The sequence below is a fragment of the Blautia sp. AF19-10LB genome, from assembly GCF_003461245.1.
Classification (GTDB): Bacteria; Bacillota; Clostridia; order Lachnospirales; family Lachnospiraceae; genus Blautia_A; species Blautia_A intestinihominis.
This window is the reverse complement of record NZ_QTWS01000001.1, coordinates 124,553-142,121: the sequence shown is the minus strand read 5'-3', so window position 1 is coordinate 142,121 and position 17,569 is coordinate 124,553. Positions and strand designations below refer to the sequence as shown.

15 protein-coding genes are annotated in these 17,569 nt (G+C 47.6%); 1 reads left to right on the top strand and 14 read right to left on the bottom strand.

Going from position 1 to position 17,569, the window contains the following annotated elements; translation table 11 throughout:
- Positions 1 to 7 precede the first annotated feature (7 nt).
- From DWX28_RS00685 to DWX28_RS00655, 7 genes are all read right to left on the bottom strand, one after another.
- Complete coding sequence (locus DWX28_RS00685; RefSeq protein WP_118251372.1) at positions 8 to 1,876, bottom strand: NADH-ubiquinone oxidoreductase-F iron-sulfur binding region domain-containing protein; 1,869 nt, start codon at positions 1,874 to 1,876, stop codon at positions 8 to 10.
- Positions 1,876 to 2,358, bottom strand: a complete 483-nt coding sequence (locus DWX28_RS00680) for a complex I 24 kDa subunit family protein (protein WP_022215662.1) — start codon at positions 2,356 to 2,358, stop codon at positions 1,876 to 1,878. Before DWX28_RS00680 ends, DWX28_RS00685 begins: the two co-directional genes overlap by 1 nt.
- Positions 2,359 to 2,631: 273 nt before the next feature.
- A complete protein-coding gene (locus tag DWX28_RS00675; protein WP_118251371.1) occupies positions 2,632 to 3,288 on the bottom strand; it encodes a DUF3786 domain-containing protein in 657 nt (218 codons plus the stop codon).
- The gene (locus tag DWX28_RS00670; RefSeq protein WP_118251370.1) at positions 3,285 to 5,165 is read right to left on the bottom strand and encodes an extracellular solute-binding protein; all 1,881 of its coding nucleotides are present in this window, start codon (positions 5,163 to 5,165) and stop codon (positions 3,285 to 3,287) included. Before DWX28_RS00670 ends, DWX28_RS00675 begins: the two co-directional genes overlap by 4 nt.
- Positions 5,162 to 5,977: an ABC transporter permease gene (locus DWX28_RS00665; RefSeq protein WP_022215665.1), complete on the bottom strand. Its 816-nt coding sequence runs from the start codon at positions 5,975 to 5,977 to the stop codon at positions 5,162 to 5,164. Before DWX28_RS00665 ends, DWX28_RS00670 begins: the two co-directional genes overlap by 4 nt.
- Positions 5,967 to 7,040: an ABC transporter ATP-binding protein gene (locus tag DWX28_RS00660; protein ID WP_118251369.1), complete on the bottom strand. Its 1,074-nt coding sequence runs from the start codon at positions 7,038 to 7,040 to the stop codon at positions 5,967 to 5,969. The genes DWX28_RS00665 and DWX28_RS00660 overlap by 11 nt, the downstream gene beginning before the upstream one ends.
- Before the next feature lie 221 nt (positions 7,041 to 7,261).
- Positions 7,262 to 8,002, bottom strand: a complete 741-nt coding sequence (locus DWX28_RS00655; protein ID WP_022213565.1) for a DUF3825 domain-containing protein — start codon at positions 8,000 to 8,002, stop codon at positions 7,262 to 7,264.
- Between the two features lie 407 nt (positions 8,003 to 8,409).
- Here DWX28_RS00655 and DWX28_RS00650 point away from each other — a divergent pair, with 407 nt between their 5' ends.
- A complete protein-coding gene (locus tag DWX28_RS00650; protein WP_118251368.1) occupies positions 8,410 to 9,279 on the top strand; it encodes a homocysteine S-methyltransferase family protein in 870 nt (289 codons plus the stop codon).
- A gap of 284 nt (positions 9,280 to 9,563) precedes the next feature.
- On the opposite strand, the gene DWX28_RS00645 is transcribed toward DWX28_RS00650, so the two are convergent.
- The 7 genes from DWX28_RS00645 to DWX28_RS00615 all read right to left on the bottom strand — a co-directional run bounded on the left by DWX28_RS00645 (position 9,564) and on the right by DWX28_RS00615 (position 17,544).
- On the bottom strand, positions 9,564 to 10,703 hold the full coding sequence (locus tag DWX28_RS00645; protein WP_118251367.1) for a DUF362 domain-containing protein: 1,140 nt from the start codon (positions 10,701 to 10,703) through the stop codon (positions 9,564 to 9,566).
- A gap of 2 nt (positions 10,704 to 10,705) precedes the next feature.
- Positions 10,706 to 12,334, bottom strand: coding sequence for a phosphoenolpyruvate--protein phosphotransferase (gene ptsP / locus DWX28_RS00640; RefSeq protein WP_022214581.1), 1,629 nt, complete (start codon positions 12,332 to 12,334; stop codon positions 10,706 to 10,708).
- Positions 12,335 to 12,355: 21 nt separating this feature from the next.
- A complete protein-coding gene (locus DWX28_RS00635) occupies positions 12,356 to 13,390 on the bottom strand; it encodes a polyamine ABC transporter substrate-binding protein (RefSeq protein WP_118251366.1) in 1,035 nt (344 codons plus the stop codon).
- A gap of 91 nt (positions 13,391 to 13,481) precedes the next feature.
- Positions 13,482 to 14,273, bottom strand: coding sequence for an ABC transporter permease (locus tag DWX28_RS00630; RefSeq protein WP_118251365.1), 792 nt, complete (start codon positions 14,271 to 14,273; stop codon positions 13,482 to 13,484).
- The gene (locus DWX28_RS00625) at positions 14,270 to 15,124 is read right to left on the bottom strand and encodes an ABC transporter permease (RefSeq protein WP_022214578.1); all 855 of its coding nucleotides are present in this window, start codon (positions 15,122 to 15,124) and stop codon (positions 14,270 to 14,272) included. Before DWX28_RS00625 ends, DWX28_RS00630 begins: the two co-directional genes overlap by 4 nt.
- Positions 15,121 to 16,212 (bottom strand): ABC transporter ATP-binding protein, encoded by a 1,092-nt coding sequence (locus tag DWX28_RS00620; RefSeq protein ID WP_118251364.1) that lies wholly within the window; start codon positions 16,210 to 16,212, stop codon positions 15,121 to 15,123. Before DWX28_RS00620 ends, DWX28_RS00625 begins: the two co-directional genes overlap by 4 nt.
- Positions 16,213 to 16,236: 24 nt before the next feature.
- Positions 16,237 to 17,544 (bottom strand): amidohydrolase, encoded by a 1,308-nt coding sequence (locus DWX28_RS00615; RefSeq protein ID WP_118251363.1) that lies wholly within the window; start codon positions 17,542 to 17,544, stop codon positions 16,237 to 16,239.
- Positions 17,545 to 17,569 lie beyond the last annotated feature (25 nt).

The window sequence follows — 17,569 nt, the reverse complement described above, 5'->3', positions numbered from 1 at the left end:
CATCTGTTTATTTCACGCCGATCGCACCAAACGGGCAGTTGTCCATACAACTTCCGCATTTGATACATTTGGACGGATCAATCTTGTGCGGCTGTTTCTTCTCGCCTGCGATCGCACCAACCGGACAGTTACGTGCACATTTCGTACATCCTTTACATTTCTCAGGATCGATCTCGTAAACTTTCATTGCCTCGCAGACATGGGCACGGCATTTACCCTCTACGATATGTTCGATATATTCGTCACGGAAGTTCTTGAGCGTACTGAGGACCGGAAGAGGTGCACTCTTGCCAAGTCCGCAGAGAGAACGCGCCTGGATGAATTTCGCTGTTTCTTCCAGTTTGTCAAGGTCTTCCATCTCGCCCTTGCCGTCTGTGATCTTCTCAAGGAGTTCGAGCATACGCTTCGTTCCGATTCGGCACGGACCGCATTTTCCGCAGGATTCTCTCTGAGTGAATCCCATGAAGAATTTCGCAACATCGACCATACAGGTGCTCTCGTCCATAACAACCAGACCGCCGGAACCGATGATCGCATTGTATTTCTTAACCTGGTCAAAATCAAGCGGAACGTCCAGATTCTCTTCTACGAGACATCCGCCGGAAGGTCCACCGATCTGAACACCCTTGAATTTACCGCCGCCCTTGAGACCGCCTCCGATATCATAAATGATGGTACGGAGTGTGGTTCCCATCGGAACTTCGATAAGACCGGTATTGTTTACGTTACCGGTAAGTGCGAATGCCTTGGTTCCCGGGCTTCCTTCTGTACCGATGCTTCTGTACCACTCAACACCATTGGTGATGATCATTGGTACGTTGGCATAAGTCTCAACGTTGTTTAATACGGTTGGTTTTGCAAAAAGTCCCTGCTCTACTGTACGCGGCGGTTTCACACGCGGCATACCTCTCTTACCTTCGATAGAAGCTGTCAGGGCACTGCCCTCACCACAGACGAAAGCTCCCGCTCCACGGTTGATGTGGAAATGGATGCAGAAATCTGTTCCGAGGACATTGTCACCGATCAGACCGTACTCCTCTGCCTGTGCGATCGCTTTCTGCAGACGCTCTACTGCCAGAGGATACTCGGCACGCACATAAATATATGCATTCTGTGCACCGGTCAGGTAAGAACCGATCAGCATACCCTCGAGCATCTTGTGCGGGTCACCTTCCATGATGCTTCGATCCATGAACGCACCCGGGTCACCCTCGTCACCATTACATACAACATAACGCTGGGTTTCCTTCTGACGGGCAACCTGTTTCCATTTCCTGCCGGCCGGGAATCCACCGCCGCCTCGTCCACGGAGGCCGGATTCTTCCATCATATCCAGTGCTGTATCCTTGTCTATGTCAAAAAGTACCTTCTCCAGTGCGGAATAGCCGCCTACAGCGATATACTCCTCGATATTCTCTGCGTTGATATGTCCGCAGTTCTTAAGTACCAGACGCATCTGTCCAGCATAGAACGGAATCGCTTCCTCACTCTGGTAAACCTGTCCGTCCTTATGATACAACAGTCTCTCGATCGGCTGTCCCTGGCAGATCGTCTTCTCATAAATTTCTTCGCAGTCCTCAACTTTGACCTTGATATAGAGGATTCCGAGAGGCTCGATCCTCATCAGAGGTCCCATCTCACAGAATCCGTGGCATCCGCTCTTTCTGATCTCAGGATGCGGAACTTCTCCCTCAAATTCTACAGAAACCTGTCCGTTTCCCTCGGACAGTTCTTTCATCTTGTCATAAATTTCCTTGGAGCCGCTGGCAATACATCCGGTTCCTGCACAGACCAGGACGCGAAGCTTCGCTGCATGCAGACGTTCCTCTGCTTCTTTACGCAGGTTCTGAAGTTCTTCTCTGTTATGTAAAAACATTACTCGGCACCTCCCTCTCGCAGTTTGTGGATCAGCTCTACTGCCAGATCCGGAGTCATCTTCGGATGAACATCGTCATTGACCATCATGACCGGTGCAAGTCCGCATGCACCCAGACAGGATACGATCTCTACAGTAAAAAGCATATCATCTGTGGTGTGCTTCTTGTCATTCAGTCCAAGCTCCTTCATCAGGGCTTCTCTGACCGGTACAGATTTCCTTACATGACAGGCAGTTCCGTCACATACCTTGATCACATATTTACCTTTTGCTTCGAATGAAAAATTCTCATAGAATGTTGCCACACTATATGCTCTTGAACGGGTTACCCCGATCTCATCTGCTACATAGTTCAGAAGTTCTTTCGGCAGATAACGATACGCTGCCTGGATGTCCTGCATGATCGGGATCAGAGAATCCGGCTTGCGTCCATAAACAGCGATGATCTCATCTGCCTTATCATAGTATGATTTGTCTAACATTCAGTTCCCTCCTTTTCACGTTCACTGTGTTTTTGCATTGCTCCCACATATATTTTTATTATAGAAGATGTTTTTTCATATTTCAAGTATTTTTTGTGTATTTTGCTTATTTTAGCCCTGATTTTACAATTATTTTTTGTATAATTTTACAAAACAACTCGGTAAGTTATAGTTAACTCGACATTTTTTCAAAATAATGCACAAAAAGACACTGAAATGTCTCTTTTCATTCCAGTGTCTTTGTCTGTTGATATTTCTTGATTTTATGGTAGCTTACTGCATACCGAAGGATTTCCCACGAAGCGGAAGCCCCGCCAGTTCTGCCAGTCTCTTTACGCCCATCTCTGCCGTGGAGACAGCGCTCTCCACATGATTAAAATCTGTCGCGCTGTAATCAAACAGGATATTTCCCTGTGCCTCAAATTCATCGTCACAGTCCCAGAAATAGAACCGCATCGGTTCGCATTCAAAGGCATTGATCTGGTAGCCGACATCTCCCTGTGGAAGTTCTGTACCGTTCAGCTTAAGAAAAGCCTCCCTAAGTTCCTTCGCATGACCGGAAAAAGTCGCCGCGAACACATCCGTCACACCGATCTTGTATGCAGGCCCAAAAGGTCTCGCATCACGAAGATCCGCAAACGGCACCCACTTGTCCATGAAGGAAGCATTTTCCCTGACATAGCCGAGAAGGGTGTAGATATTCAGCATCTCCGTCGCATTTGCTTCGCCTTTTCCATCCAGGCAGTCGATCCTGCCATCATCCAGGCGGATCCCAAACGGGACTCCGAAGTGTGTGATCTTGAGATAACCGTCCTCTTCTTTCAGTTCAGGAAGTCTTTTCTTTAATTCTTCTTTGTCCATCTGAAGAAATTTCTCTGCCCATTCGCTGCAGAGTTTTATATAATTGGATACTTTTTCGTTTGTTTTCATGATGATTTTACCTTGTTCCACAGATCTCCGTATACCTGATCCGCCTCTGTTCCAAGATACTGGAAAGTTTCCAGATTGTCATACTTGGAAAGATCCGGGAAAGCGATCTCACTGTTTCGGATGGATTCATCCTCGATCAGCTCTCTTGCGGCCTCATTCGGTGTGGAGTAAGTGATATATTCAAAGTTCATCAGCGCAATGTCCGGTCTGCAGAGGAAGTTGATGAATTTTTCTGCATTTTCCTTGTGCTCTGCATTCTTCGGAATTACCCAGGAATCGATCCAGATATTGGAGCCTTCCTTCGGGATCACGTATTCCAGGTTCGGATTTTCTTTCTGTGTGTAGATTGCCTCGCCGGAATAGATCACGCCAAGAGCTGCCTCGTTTCCGATCATCTTGTCACGCACCTGATCGATGACATATGCCTGCACCAGAGGTTTCTGCTCGATCAGAAGGTTCTTGGCTTCCGTCAGTTCATCAAGATCGGTGGAGTTCAGAGAATATCCGAGATATTTCAGTGTCGCGCCAAACGCATCACGGACAGAATCCTGCATCAGAATGTTGTCCTTGTATTTCGGATCCCAGAGGATCGACCAGCTGTTGACCGGCTCATCCACCATAGTCTTGTTGTAAAGGATACCGACAGTTCCCCAGCAGTATGGTACGGAATATTTATTCTCCGGGTCAAACTGTCTGGACTGTTCCATATACTGCTTGCCGATATTCTTGATATTCGGAATGTTGTCAAAGTTGATCTCTGTAAGCAGGTCATTCTCGATCATTCGCTGGATCATATAATCACTCGGGCAGACCACGTCGTATGCGATTGCACCGGAACTTACCTTCGGATAAAGGATCTCGTTTGTCTCAAATTCTTCGTAAACAACATTGATCCCTGTCTCTTCCTCAAATATGGTCAGGACTTCCGGATCGATGTATTCACCCCAGTTGTAAACAACCAGTTTATCATCATTCACGACACCGCTTTCTTCCGCATAGTAGAATCCGCCTCCGATAAAGAGGATGCAGATCGTCACCGGAATCACACGGCGGATGATGATCTTCTTGACTTTGGATGGTCTGCGGACTTTCTTTCTGGCTGTGGTCTCCTCTTCTTCCTTCGGAGAATAGTTGACCAGGATCAGAAGGACAAGCACCGTCACGAACATGATCGTGGAAAGTGCATAGATCTCCGGTTTGATTCCCTTTCGTACCTCTGTATAGATCTTGGTGGAAAGTGTGTCGATCCCAGGTCCCTTGGTAAAGTGGGTGATAACGAAATCATCCAGGGACATGGTAAACGCCAGCATAAATCCGGAGAGGACTCCCGGCACGATATCCGGGAAAACCACCTTGAAGAAAGCCTTGACCGGGGATGCCCCGAGGTCCATTGCCGCTTCATATGTATAACGGTTTGTCTGTTTCAGCTTCGGTGACACACTCAGGATCACATACGGAATATTGAACGTAATATGCGCGATCAGGATGGTGCCGAAACCAAGTGTCATGTGAAAAGCAATAAAGAGAAGCATCAATGACACACCCATAACGATCTCTGCATTCATCATCGGGATGTTGGTAAGACCCATGTACATGGTCTTCCATTTCTGCTTCATTCCCTGAATGGCGATTGCTGCTGCCGTTCCGATGATCGTTGCGATCGCCGCTGAGACAAAGGCAATGATCAGTGTCGTATAAAAGGCACTCATGATCTGTTCGTTCTGGAACAGTTCTTTGTACCATTTCAGGGTAAATCCGCCCCACTTCGCTCTCGTCTTGGACTGGTTAAAGGACAGCACGACCAGCGTCACGATCGGTGCATACAGCAAAATAAAAATAAGAGCCAGGTATATTTTCTGTAAGTATTTTCTGATCAAAATGTCGCACCCCCGTCTTCGTTGTCGTATTTTGCCACAAGTGCCATACTTGCAATGATGAATACCATCAGCACAAGAGAAAGTCCACTTCCGACATGCCAGTTGCTGTTCTGTTTAAAGGACTGCTCGATCACGTTTCCGATCAGGAGAATCTTACCGCCTCCCAGAAGGTCGGAGATAACGAATGTTGTCAGTGCCGGTACAAATACCATAGTGATACCGCTGATCACACCCGGGATACTCAGCGGAAAAATAACCTTGCAGAAAGTCTGTACCGGATTTGCTCCCAGGTCACGTGCCGCGTTGATAACATTGCTGTCGATCTTGATCAGTACGTTATAGATCGGAAGCACCATGAACGGCAGGAAGTTGTACACCATACCAAGGATGATCGCATACGGTGTATTGATGATCTCCAGTGCCGACAGATGCAGGAAACTCAACACGCTGTTGATGACACCGTTTTTTTCAAGCAGTGTCTGCCATGCCAGGGTGCGGAGAAGAAAGTTCATCCACATCGGCAGGATAAAGATCAGCACGATAAAACTTGTCTGACTGACTTTGTTCTGGCTCAGGATCATTGCCAGCGGATAGGCAAGGATCAGACAGATCGCGGTACTTAAGAAAGACAGAAGGATGGACATTCCCAGAGCCTTCAGATTCTCCGGTGTCGTGATCTGTGCCAGGTTTGAAAATGTAAAAGTTCCCTCATCGCTGGTAAATGCATAATAAACGATCACCAGAAGCGGGATCACGACAAAAGATGCGGACCAGAAAAGATAAGGTCCGGCAAGCAGACGCTTATTCTTCAATGTTTACCGCCTCCTCATCTTCTGATTCCGGTTTTTTCATGATCTGGATGTCAAACGGATCTACATGGATGCTGACTTCCGTTCCAACCGGGAACATATCTGTGCTGTGTACCAGCCATTCATAGTTATTTGCCATGACTTCCATCTCATAATGAACACCTTTAAAGATCAGGTGTGTGACAACACCGTCGATGCTTCCTTCACCCGGTTTGAGAAGGTCGATATCCTCCGGACGGATAACAACGTCAACCGGTTTGTTCTGTCCGAATCCTTCGTCCACGCACGGGAAATTCACTCCGAGGATCTTGACAAGACGATCCTGCACCATCGTTGCAGAAATGATATTACTCTCACCGATAAAATCTGCCACGAAAGCATTCTCCGGCTCGTTGTAGATTTTCTCCGGAGTTCCGATCTGCTGGATGTAACCCTGGTTCATAACTACGATAGTGTCAGACATGGTAAGGGCTTCTTCCTGATCATGTGTTACATACAGGAAAGTGATCCCCAGTTCGTTCTTGAGACGGATCAGCTCGTACTGCATATCCTGGCGCATCTTGAGGTCCAGAGCGCCCAGAGGCTCATCCAGAAGAAGGACCTTCGGCTCATTTACGATTGCTCTTGCGATAGCGATACGCTGCTGCTGGCCGCCACTTAAGGAGTCCGGCATACGGTTCTCGAAGCCGTCCAGGTTGACGAGTTTCAGTGCGTATTTGATCTTGTCATGGATATATTGTTTACTTTTATTTTTTATCTTTAATCCAAAGGCAATATTCTCCGCAATATTCATATGTGTAAATAACGCATACTTCTGAAATACGGTATTCAGCTGTCGCTTATTAGGCGGAAGATCAGTGATATCCTGCCCGTCAAAGATCACACGACCCTTATCCGGCATCTCAAAGCCTCCCAAAATACGAAGTGTGGTAGTTTTTCCACATCCACTCGGTCCAAGAAGTGTCAGGAATTCATTCTCCCTGATATAAAGATTCAGTTCATCCAGAACTGTCTGCATCCCGTAGGATTTGGAAATGTCGATCAAGTCGATCAGCTTATTGCTCATTGGCTGTTCCTCCCTAAAAATATCCCCTCTTTTGAAATGAAAAATATATGAATGGTAACTTTACTTTTGTATCACAAAAACATTTCGATTTCAATAGATTTTACGATATTTTTACAACCTTTATTTATATGGAGTTCACACGTGCTTTCTCTTGTTTGCCAGCACACTGTAAAAGCCACCACGTTCGTTATGAACGAGTGGTTTTTACAGTGTTGCTTTAGTTACGGACATAGCCAGCTGCTGTGGATCTTTGCCAGAAGTCTTGCGTTGTGATAGGCCATTTTGAGGGTGAGGCACGTCCTGCCGAGGTATTTATTGCCGTCTTCTGTCTTGACGCAGGCGAGGGCGAGGTCTGCTTTTGCAGGGTCCTGCAGACATACAGGGATGAGAAACTGAATGCCGTGATTATAATACTGAGGGATCGCAGTGCGGTAATCTGCTTCCAGCATCCGCTTCGTCTGCCGCAGTGCCCCGTCAAAAAGCTGGACTTTCATGACGCTGTTGCGGATCGTTTCCGGAAGACGCTGGCTATTCTCTGCTTCCTCAAAAATGTGCTCATACTGTGGAACAATATCCAGTCCGATATCAAAGACAAGCTCTGCTGGGTTCTGCACATATTCTGCACGTTCCGGAAGGTCTACAATTCCAGCTTTGAGAAGATTGTATTCCGTATAAAATCCCTCCAGGAACCATCTCTGCCTGTCCGGGACAAGATTTGGGATAAAATAAACATAGACCGGCTGATAATAGCGATTAAATAATCCTGTATTAAAAATTGCATAGTTATCTGTTTCCAGTATTTTGCCTTCCTCATATACCCTCTGAAAAGTGTGCTCCAGATAACCTTTGAGGATTCCATTGTCTTCTGTGCTGCCAAAACTCCATTTCTCCGGAACGATCCTGGAGAGATTCTGTATCTGCCGGTTATAATTCCCGCAGTACGTATAGTCGAATAAATTCATGATGCCTCCTTATAAACTTTTTATTTTTTCTGCAAAACCAGTTTCCATTTCCCGCAGGCAGGAATGGACTCTGAAATTTTGTACCCTGATATAATATTATTTTGGGAAATTCACCGACAGAACTGCCGGGTAAAGATTATATTTTTAAGCTACCATATTTTGATAAAAACAGCAACTTTTTTCCATCGACAAATGTCGACAGATATCGCATCTCGTTATCGGGATTTTGTCATATTCATGGCAAAACACCTCGCGGGATATTACCTGTAAATAGGAACCACATCTCGACATTCAAAACATCCCATGCTATAATAGGAAACTGAAATAAGCACCTTCCGACGGAAATGCGGAGCTTGCCAGGTAAGTTGCTTATACATTTTATTTTTCATCAAGGAGGCAACAAACTCATGACAAAAGAAGAATTCCGTAAACTGACCGAAAATATCCTGATTCTGGATGGAGCTACCGGTTCCAATCTGATGGCGAGCGGCATGCCGCGCGGCATCTGTACCGAGACCTGGGTTATTGACCATAAGGATGTCATCCAGGATCTCCAGCGTGCCTATATCCAGGCTGGAAGCCAGGTCATCTATGCTCCGACTTTTGGCGGAAACCGTATGAATCTTGCCAAACATGGACTGACAGACCGTATCGAGGAGATCAACCGTACTCTCGTCGGATATTCCAGAGAACTCGCCGGAAATGGTGTCTACGTAGCCGGTGATATCACGACTTCCGGTTCTTTTATCACTGCAGATGGTAATTATACCTACACAGAAGCTTTTGATATGTACCAGGAACAGGTTCGTATCCTTGCCGATGCAGGCATTGACCTGATCGCAGCAGAGACCATGATCAACATCGAAGAAACTCTCGCCGCAGTCGACGCTGCAAGTTCTGTATGTGATCTTCCGATCATGTGCACCATGACTGTAGAGGCGGATGGAAGTATCTTCAGCGGTGGCAATGCTATCGAAGCTTCTGTTTCTCTTGAAGCAGCCGGTGCAGACGCAGTCGGTATCAACTGCTCCGTCGGACCGGACCAGCTTGTATCCGTCGTACGAAGCATCAAAGAAAATGTATCCATCCCAGTCATCGCCAAACCAAACGCCGGCATGCCGACCATCGATGACAAAGGACAGGCCGTATACAGCATGAATGCAGAAGATTTTGCATCTTATATGAAAGTTCTGATTGAAAGCGGCGCATCCGTCGTCGGTGGATGCTGCGGAACAACTCCGGCATTTATCAAGGCACTGCACGATAGCATCCGATAACTCGCACCTGTTCACAGGACATCATCCTATCTGGGGACGCGCCACTAGCACCTCCTCAATATTCAATACAATCAACAGGGAACGTGGTTTGCAGCTCCAAAAGCCCCCGTTCCCTGTTTCTAATTTCCCACAATCCGATGTCTAGTGCCATCCATTTCCCCACACTCAGCATCGAGTTCAGGAGGCATTAGGAATTCCGATGCCACACACCCCAGTCTCCAACAATAATCGGCATCGAACACAAGTATCTCGCGCATCCCGATGCCTCATGCCAGCCACGCCTCTCATTTCACATGAATCGCTTTCTCCGGGCACATTTCCTGGCAGCAGAAGCAGCGGATGCATTTCCTGTAATCATAGACCGGCGGGTTTTCTCTGCCGTTTCGGAAATTCACAGCTTTCTCCGGGACCGGGCAGCTCTTGACGCAGATCCCGCAGCGGATACACTTGTCTGACTGGATATATGGCTTCTTCTGAAAAATATTCAGAGCCTTCGCCAGACGCTCCCACATACCGGAACGCGCCACTCTCCTGTCTACATCAAAGTATGGGTTCCCATACTGTGCCACCGCATCCTCCATACGGATCGGACCGCCGGGTGTCAGAAGCTCGATCTCTTCTTCCTTCCAAGTTCCAAGTCCCATCTTCTCACCGTGATAATTTGTCGGGACCATCTCCGGTTTCAGATGGATCAGATGACAAAACACACTGTCCAGTGCGACCGGGTCTTGCGACATCAATATCACATTCATCGGAGCCGGATCGCCGGAGCCAGGTCCGTTCCCCTCCATCGCAACAATTCCATCCATGATATACAGCCGTGGTTTCACATACTGGTTCAGATCCACCAGCATTCTGGCGAAACTGTCCGCGCTCGGATACAGAGTATGCCCCTTCGCCTTGTGAAATCCATAGATGAATCCATAACTGTTCTTGACCGCCCCTGTGATACGTTCCAGTGCATGCGTCTTCATCTTGCACAGAGAGATCACGCAGTCCCTCTCCAGAAGTTCCGCAGGAAGGACAAACTCTTTCGCCTGGATCCCATCCGGATTCTCCACATGGACCCCCTTGGTATAGTCGATCGCCGGAATATCAAATTTATCAAGATAGGTATCCATACCTGTTCCGTGAATGACTTTCGTTGTTGTTCCATTGCCGCACGAATCTGCCAGAATAATATCCTGATACCCCTTCTCCCGCATCAGCCTAGCAAACATGCCAACTATCACAGGATGTGTGATAACAGCTTTATCAGCTTCTGCTTTCTTGAGAAGGTTAGGTTTCAGAAGAACCGATTCTTCTTTGCCGACAATAGATTCGAGACTGCCCAGAAGTTCAAGGCCGGTCTCCAGATTCTCATAAACAAGTTCTTCCCTGTAAGAATTACAGGGAAGAAGGATCACTTTGCTTTTTTTATTCATAATCACCCTCGCTGAGAACTCAGATCTGTCTCGCGGATCGCCTTTCTGACCGGAAGGATGCACGCCGGCACTACAGACAAGAAATCAACCCCCATCTGAAGGAAGGTTTCTGTCAGTTCCGTATCTGCTGCGATCTCACCACAGATCCCTGCCTGACGGTTCTCCTGATGTGCAGCTTCCACTACCATCTTGATCATACGGAGCACCGCCGGGTGATGATCGTTGTATTTGTCCTTGAGCAGAGGATTCTGCCTATCCATAGCAAGTGTATACTGTGTCAGGTCATTTGTTCCGATGCTCAGGAAGTTGACTCTCCTTGCCAGTTCCTGGCTGATCATAACCGCTGCCGGTGTCTCGATCATGATACCTGTCCGGATATTACGGTAAGGAATTTCTTTTTCATCGAGTCCTGCCTTGACCTCCTGAATGATCTCCTCGATCTGATCCATCTCTTCTTCGGAATCGATCATCGGATACATCATCGCAAGATTACCATAGGCACTGGCACGGTAGATCGCACGAAGCTGTGCCTTGAACATCTTCTTACGGTCAAGACAGAGACGGATGCCACGGTTTCCCATGATCGGGTTGGTCTCCGCCGGAATATCCAGATAAGAAGCCTGCTTGTCAGCTCCGAGATCGGCGGTACGGATCACTGCTGTACGCTCTCCCATCGTCTCTGCCAGCTTCTTGTACGCATGAAACAGCTCATTCTCCCTCGGATAGTTTTCCCTTCCAAGATACTGGAATTCACTTCGAAGGAGCCCAATGCCGGAAGCCCCGTAAAAAAGGACACTGCTCAGATCGCTCATGTTGCCGATATTTGCGTACAGACCGATCTTTGTTCCATCCTTCGTCTCATCCTTCTGTGTCTTGAGTTTGAGAAGTTCTTCTCGTTCTCTTCGATCCGCCTCAAGACGGATCTCGTATTCTTTCTTGATCTCTGCATCCGGATTCAGATACATGGTTCCTGTATAACCATCCACGATCGCGGTCATACCATCCCACTCGTCATCCGGTGCAATGTCTACCAGAGTTGGGATCTCCATTGTCTTTGTCATAATGGAGGCATGAGAAACGGCTGATCCATGATGCATGACAACGGCAAGAAGTTTCTCCTTGTCCATCTCCATGATCTCAGTCGGTGACAGAGCCTCTGCCACCAGGATCACCGGTTCCTCTCCCAGATTGATCCGGATCGCCGCTCCGCCGAGGATCTGGATCAGACGGTTGGATATTTCCTGAATGTCTGAAATCCTCTTACGGATCACCGGTTCTTCCAGGTTGCGGAAGGTCTCTACCAGCTCATCACGATTTGTCATAACTGCATAAGCAGCATTGACCTTTTCGTTGGCAATGCTGCTCTCGATCGCATTCTGGAAGCTTCCGGATTCCAGGAGCTTTGCCTGATTAAGGAAAGTCCTGGCCTCCTGCTCATTCAGAGATTTATTGGCTTCGTAAAGTTCTTTGAGCTTCGCTACCGCCTGCTCCTTCGCTTTACGAAAATCCTCGATCTCTTTTTTGATGTTGCTTACCAGACACTGACGTATCTGATATTCCCCTCTGCTGTAATATAAGATTTTTCCGATGGCAATTCCCGAAAAGGTAGCAATACCTTTGTAGATTTCCATCCTGCTTCCCCCTTGTTTCTATCAGTTGCAGGCAGCCTTGAACTCCGTCCAGTTCTTATTGTAGGCCTCATCTGCCTCCGCGCTGATGTTTTCTACTGCTGATCCTTCTGTTACAGAATCCGGAACAACAAGGTCCTGATTCTCAAGCAGGGAATCTGCTGCTTTGTTTGTGCAGTAATATCCGATATAATCGAAACATTTTGCTGCGTTTTCCGGCTGAAGGATGTAGTCCATGAACTGATAAGCCTCATCCTTGTCCGGTGCCTGGCTCGGGATGAACATTCCCATAACGCCAAAGCCAAGTCCCTCTTCCGGATATACCACTTTGAGATCCGGATTTTCCTGAAGGGCTGCTGTTACCTGAGATGTATAAAGGAAGGCAACACTTGCTTCCCCATTAAGAAGCGCATCCTGTGTATTGTCATCCTGAATCAGACGCACGTTTGGTGCTAACTCCAGAAGCTTCTCCCCTGTTTTGGCGATATCATCTGTATTCTGGTCATTAAAGTCCTGGCCAAGAGCAAGATTTGTGATACCGTTGAGCACACGGTAATTGGCAGTCAGGGCAATGCTGTCCTCTAAAGAGGCATCCCAGAGGTCATTATAGCCTTTGATATCGATGTCCACCAGCTCCGGATCGTAAACGATCAGCGGAATGCCTGCACCGTATGGTGCTGTATATTCATCGTTCGGATCATAGAACTGTCCCTGATAAAGCGGGTTGATGTTTTCCCATCCTGACAGCTTGGATGTGTCAAGTTTCTCCACCAGGCCTTCCTCGATGGCAGTCTGGATGATATAGTCATCTGCTACGACAACATCATAATCTCCGCCTTTTGCCATGGAAAGTTTCTCCAGCATGTTTTCATCTGTATCAAAATTAGAATAAACGACCTTGATTCCTGTTTCTTCTTCGAATCCGTCAAGAACTTCCTGCGGGAACATGTTCTCCCATGTGTAGAGCACCAGTTCTTTGGAGTCATCTGCCTGAACAGAAACTGCGAGTGTTGGAACTACGAGTGCCGCACATAATGCACATACCACTAATTTTTTCATAACTTTTTCTCCTCTTCTTGTCTTGTTTCGATTTTAACAAACCCCAGACATGTTTAGTATATCTTACTTTTGTTTCATTGAAAAGACTTTCTTAATTCTTTTTCTGATTTCTGCCTGTAAACTTTCCTATTGCGGTATAAACGAGCAGGATCAGAAGGGTCACCGCCAGCATGATCGTACAGAGTGCATTGACCTCCGGGGTCACGCCTGTCTTGATCTGTGTGTAGACCTTGATCGGCAGAGTAGAAAGACGCGGTCCGTTAATAAAAATACTGATGACCACATCATCCATGGACATTGCAAATGCCAGAAGGGAACCTGACATTACCGCCGGCATTATGAGCGGAAGGATAATATCCCAAAATGCCCGAAACGGTCCTGCACCAAGGTCCCTCGCCGCTTCCTCAAGCGACGGGTCCATTCCCGCAAGGCGTGCTTTTACTTCCATAAGAATATACGGCACGCAGAAAACGGTGTGTCCGATCAGGAGCGTCAGCATACCAAACGGCAGATTCATCATATAGAAAAAAGCCATCAGGACCATACCAAGGATGATTTCCGGGATCATCAGCGGCAGGATGGAAATATATTCCAAGATTCCCTTTGTCTTCCAGTGGATCCTGGAAAGCCCGACTGCCCCAAGAGTTCCGATCACCGCCGATACAAAGCAGCTTAACACTCCAAGGAACAAACTATTTCCAAGTGCCTCGATCATTGCGCTGTCAGAAAAAAGCTCCTGATACCATTTCAGGGAAAATCCGGTAAAACGCACCGGAAGTTTTGATTCATTAAAAGAAAATACGATGACGACTGCGATCGGCAGATACATCAGTACAAAAATCAATCCAAGGTAAAACCTGGAGAGTTTTGAATTCTTTTTCATCCCACACCCTCCAATTCTTTTGCATTTGTGACTTTGCGGTACAGCATGATCATCAGTGTCGTAAGGATCATCAATACCACAGCCAGTGCCGCCGCGAACGGCCAGTTATTTCCTCTTGTCATCTGTTCCTGGATCAGACTTCCAACAAGCACGATCTTGTTTCCACCCAGGATATCTGCGATGAAAAACAGTCCCATGGACGGGATAAATGTCAAGATCACACCGGAAAGAAGACCTGGCAGAGTCAGTTTGAAAGATACTGTCCAAAAAGCCTTAAACGGGCTCGCTCCGAGATCTCTTGCCGCCTCGACGAGCGACCAGTCCAGTTTCTCCGCGCTGGAATAGACAGAAAGGATCATAAACGGAAGCAGCACATAGGTCATACCGATCACGATCGCCGGATAGCTGTAAAGGATACGAAGCGGCTTCTCGATCAGCCCAAGGCTTTTGAGCACATGGTTCAGAAGCCCTTTGGTCTGAAGGATGATCATCCATCCGTAAAGTCGGATCAGGGAGTTTACCCAAAACGGCAGCATCAGAAAGATCATCGCGCGTTTTTTCCATTTGTCGGAAAGTTTTGCCATAAAATATCCAAACGGATATCCGACCAGGCAGATAATCAGGGTACTGGTCAGGGCAAGCTGGAAAGATCCTGTAAAGGTCTGCATGTAGACAGGGTCAAGGATCTTTTTATAATTTGCAAGTGTAAATGTCCACTCCACGCCGTGTCCTGCTTTTGGCTGTGCAAAGCTCAGTGCCAGCATATAAAGCAGCGGTCCTGCCACAAAAATGATCGTAAAGATGTATAACGGCAGGATCATCCAGACAGAGCCGGATTTCTTTTTTTTCATGATTCTGCCCCGCTTTCTGTGTCAAGATCTACCAGAACGGCATTCTCCGGTTCAAAGAAACAGGTTACTTTCTGTCCTGGCTGCACGCTCGCATCGATGCCGTATCTGCTTGCGATCACTTCTGTTCCGTCGGTAAGTTTCAGTACAACGCGGAGAAGACCTCCGGCAAAACTCTTCTCGACTACTTCTGCGTCAAGACCTTTCTGACAGGTTTCGTCAAGAACGATATTTTCGCTCCGGACTGCCAGTGTCACCGGTGTTCCTGCCTGTAAAACATTGCCGTCTGCCGCTGCCAGAACAGTTCCTCCTACAAGGCTTACGCGCACCTGATCGCTTTCCATTGCTTCTACAGTTCCCTTAAGGATGTTTGCATTTCCGACAAAAGTTGCCACATAGCTGGTCTTTGGATGATTGTAGATCTCATCCGGGGAACCGATCTGCTCAAATCTTCCCTGGTTCATGACTGCGATACGGTCTGACATATTGATCGCTTCTTCCTGGTCATGTGTGATGTAGACAAACGTGATGCCAAGTTTTTTCTGTAATTTCTTAAGTTCCAGCTGCATCGCGCGGCGGAGCTGGAGATCCAATGCTCCCAGAGGCTCATCAAGAAGAAGGACCTTCGGATTATTTACCAGAGAACGTGCGATCGCAACTCGCTGTCTCTGTCCACCGGAGAGTTCTGACGGTTTACGCTTCTCATATCCCGGAAGCTGTACCAGTTCCAGCATTTCGGCGACACGTTTTCTGATCTCGGCTTTCGGAACTTTCTTAAGTTTCAGTCCGTAGCCGATGTTGTCTGCAACGGTCATATGCGGAAACAGGGCGTAATTCTGAAATACTGTGTTTACGTCTCTCGCTTCCGGTGCAAGATCTGTCACATCTTTACCGTCCAGAAATACCTGACCGGAATCCGGTGTCTCAAGGCCCGCGATGATACGCAAAGTTGTCGTCTTGCCACATCCGGAAGATCCCAGAAGTGTAATAAATTCGCCTTTTCCGATGGAAAGACTGATCTCTTTGAGAACGGTTTCATCCTTTGAAAAAGATTTCTTGATCTTTTTTAATTCCAAACATGTTTCTGCCATTTTTCTGCCTGTCCTCCTGCTGTTTTATTTTTGCTCTGTCTGCTTTCTGATATAAGCAGTATAACTTTCTCTGTCAAAAACCGGGGTAAACTCTGTGCAGATCTTTCCGGCCTGCTCTCCGCCGTTTCTTAAGAGTTTGTACACGGTCAGGGCAAGCAGTTTTGCCGGAAGGATGTATGCCTTTTCCGGATCTGTGATACGGAAGTCTGCCCCATGGAGTTTGCCTTCAAAGCCCTTGAATGTAAAATTCACGACCGGCATCAGGTGGCTCAGATCGCCTACATCCGTGCAGGCATTGTTGAAATCGCCCTTCTGTACAGTGCGATACTCAAGTTCCAGATCCTCTGCCGCCTCCAGAAGTGCCGTATCTGCCTCTCTCGGAAGGATCGGCATATAGCCCTGGAGTATTTCCCGCTCGATCCTGCCGCCGAATGCATAGGCTGCTCCGTCATAAGCGCGGTTGACCATATCCATGATCTCCTCCAGTTTCTCAAGCGAAGCTGCCCTCACCTTCGTTTCTATCACCGCCTCATCCGGCACACTGTTGATGACATCACCGGCCTTACGGATCACATTGTGGAGGCGTACATGGTCTTCCTCGCGGAAAGTCTCTCGCATCAGTCCCATCATCTGGATAGCGCTGGTCGTGATGCTGAGGGCGTTGACACCGTTCCACGGATCGATCGCCCCGTGTGCGGCCTTGCCTCTGACAGTGACTCGTTCTGCACTGTAACCGTTGCACGCCGGATTTCCCAGGTAAAAATCCTCCTCGACCGGAACCATATGCACATGGGTCGTCAGCGCAATATCCGTATCATCAAAAACTCCTGTGCGGATCATCTCGCTCTTGCCGCAGCAGAATTCGATCCCTTCCTGGCGAAGACATGCTCTCTTGTCTGCGTCAATATATTCCTCAGCGGGAACCGCAAGGAAAGAAAGACTGCCGCCGAGTTCCTTCTGGATCTCCGAATCTGCCAGCGCGATCGCACAGCCGATCATTGCTGCCATCTGTGCGTGATGTCCGCAGGCATGTGCCACGCCGGTAACAGAATCTGCCATTGGATGTGACTTGCATCCGATCGCATCCAGTTCCCCGATGACTGTGAGGTTCGGACCGTCTGTGATCTTTTTGTCACCTCTTACACCGGTGCGGACAAGATGTTCTGTCACTTCATATCCAAGGTTCTTAAGAAACTGTGCCGCCTTCTGCGACGTCCGTATTTCCTCAAAACCCGGTTCCGGATGTGCCGCGATATCCTCTGCAAAGCTTATGATCTGCTCTCTGTCTGCGTCTATCCTCTGAAGGATTTTTTCTTCTATTTTATCTAGCATTTGTTTCATCATTCCTTTCGTTACT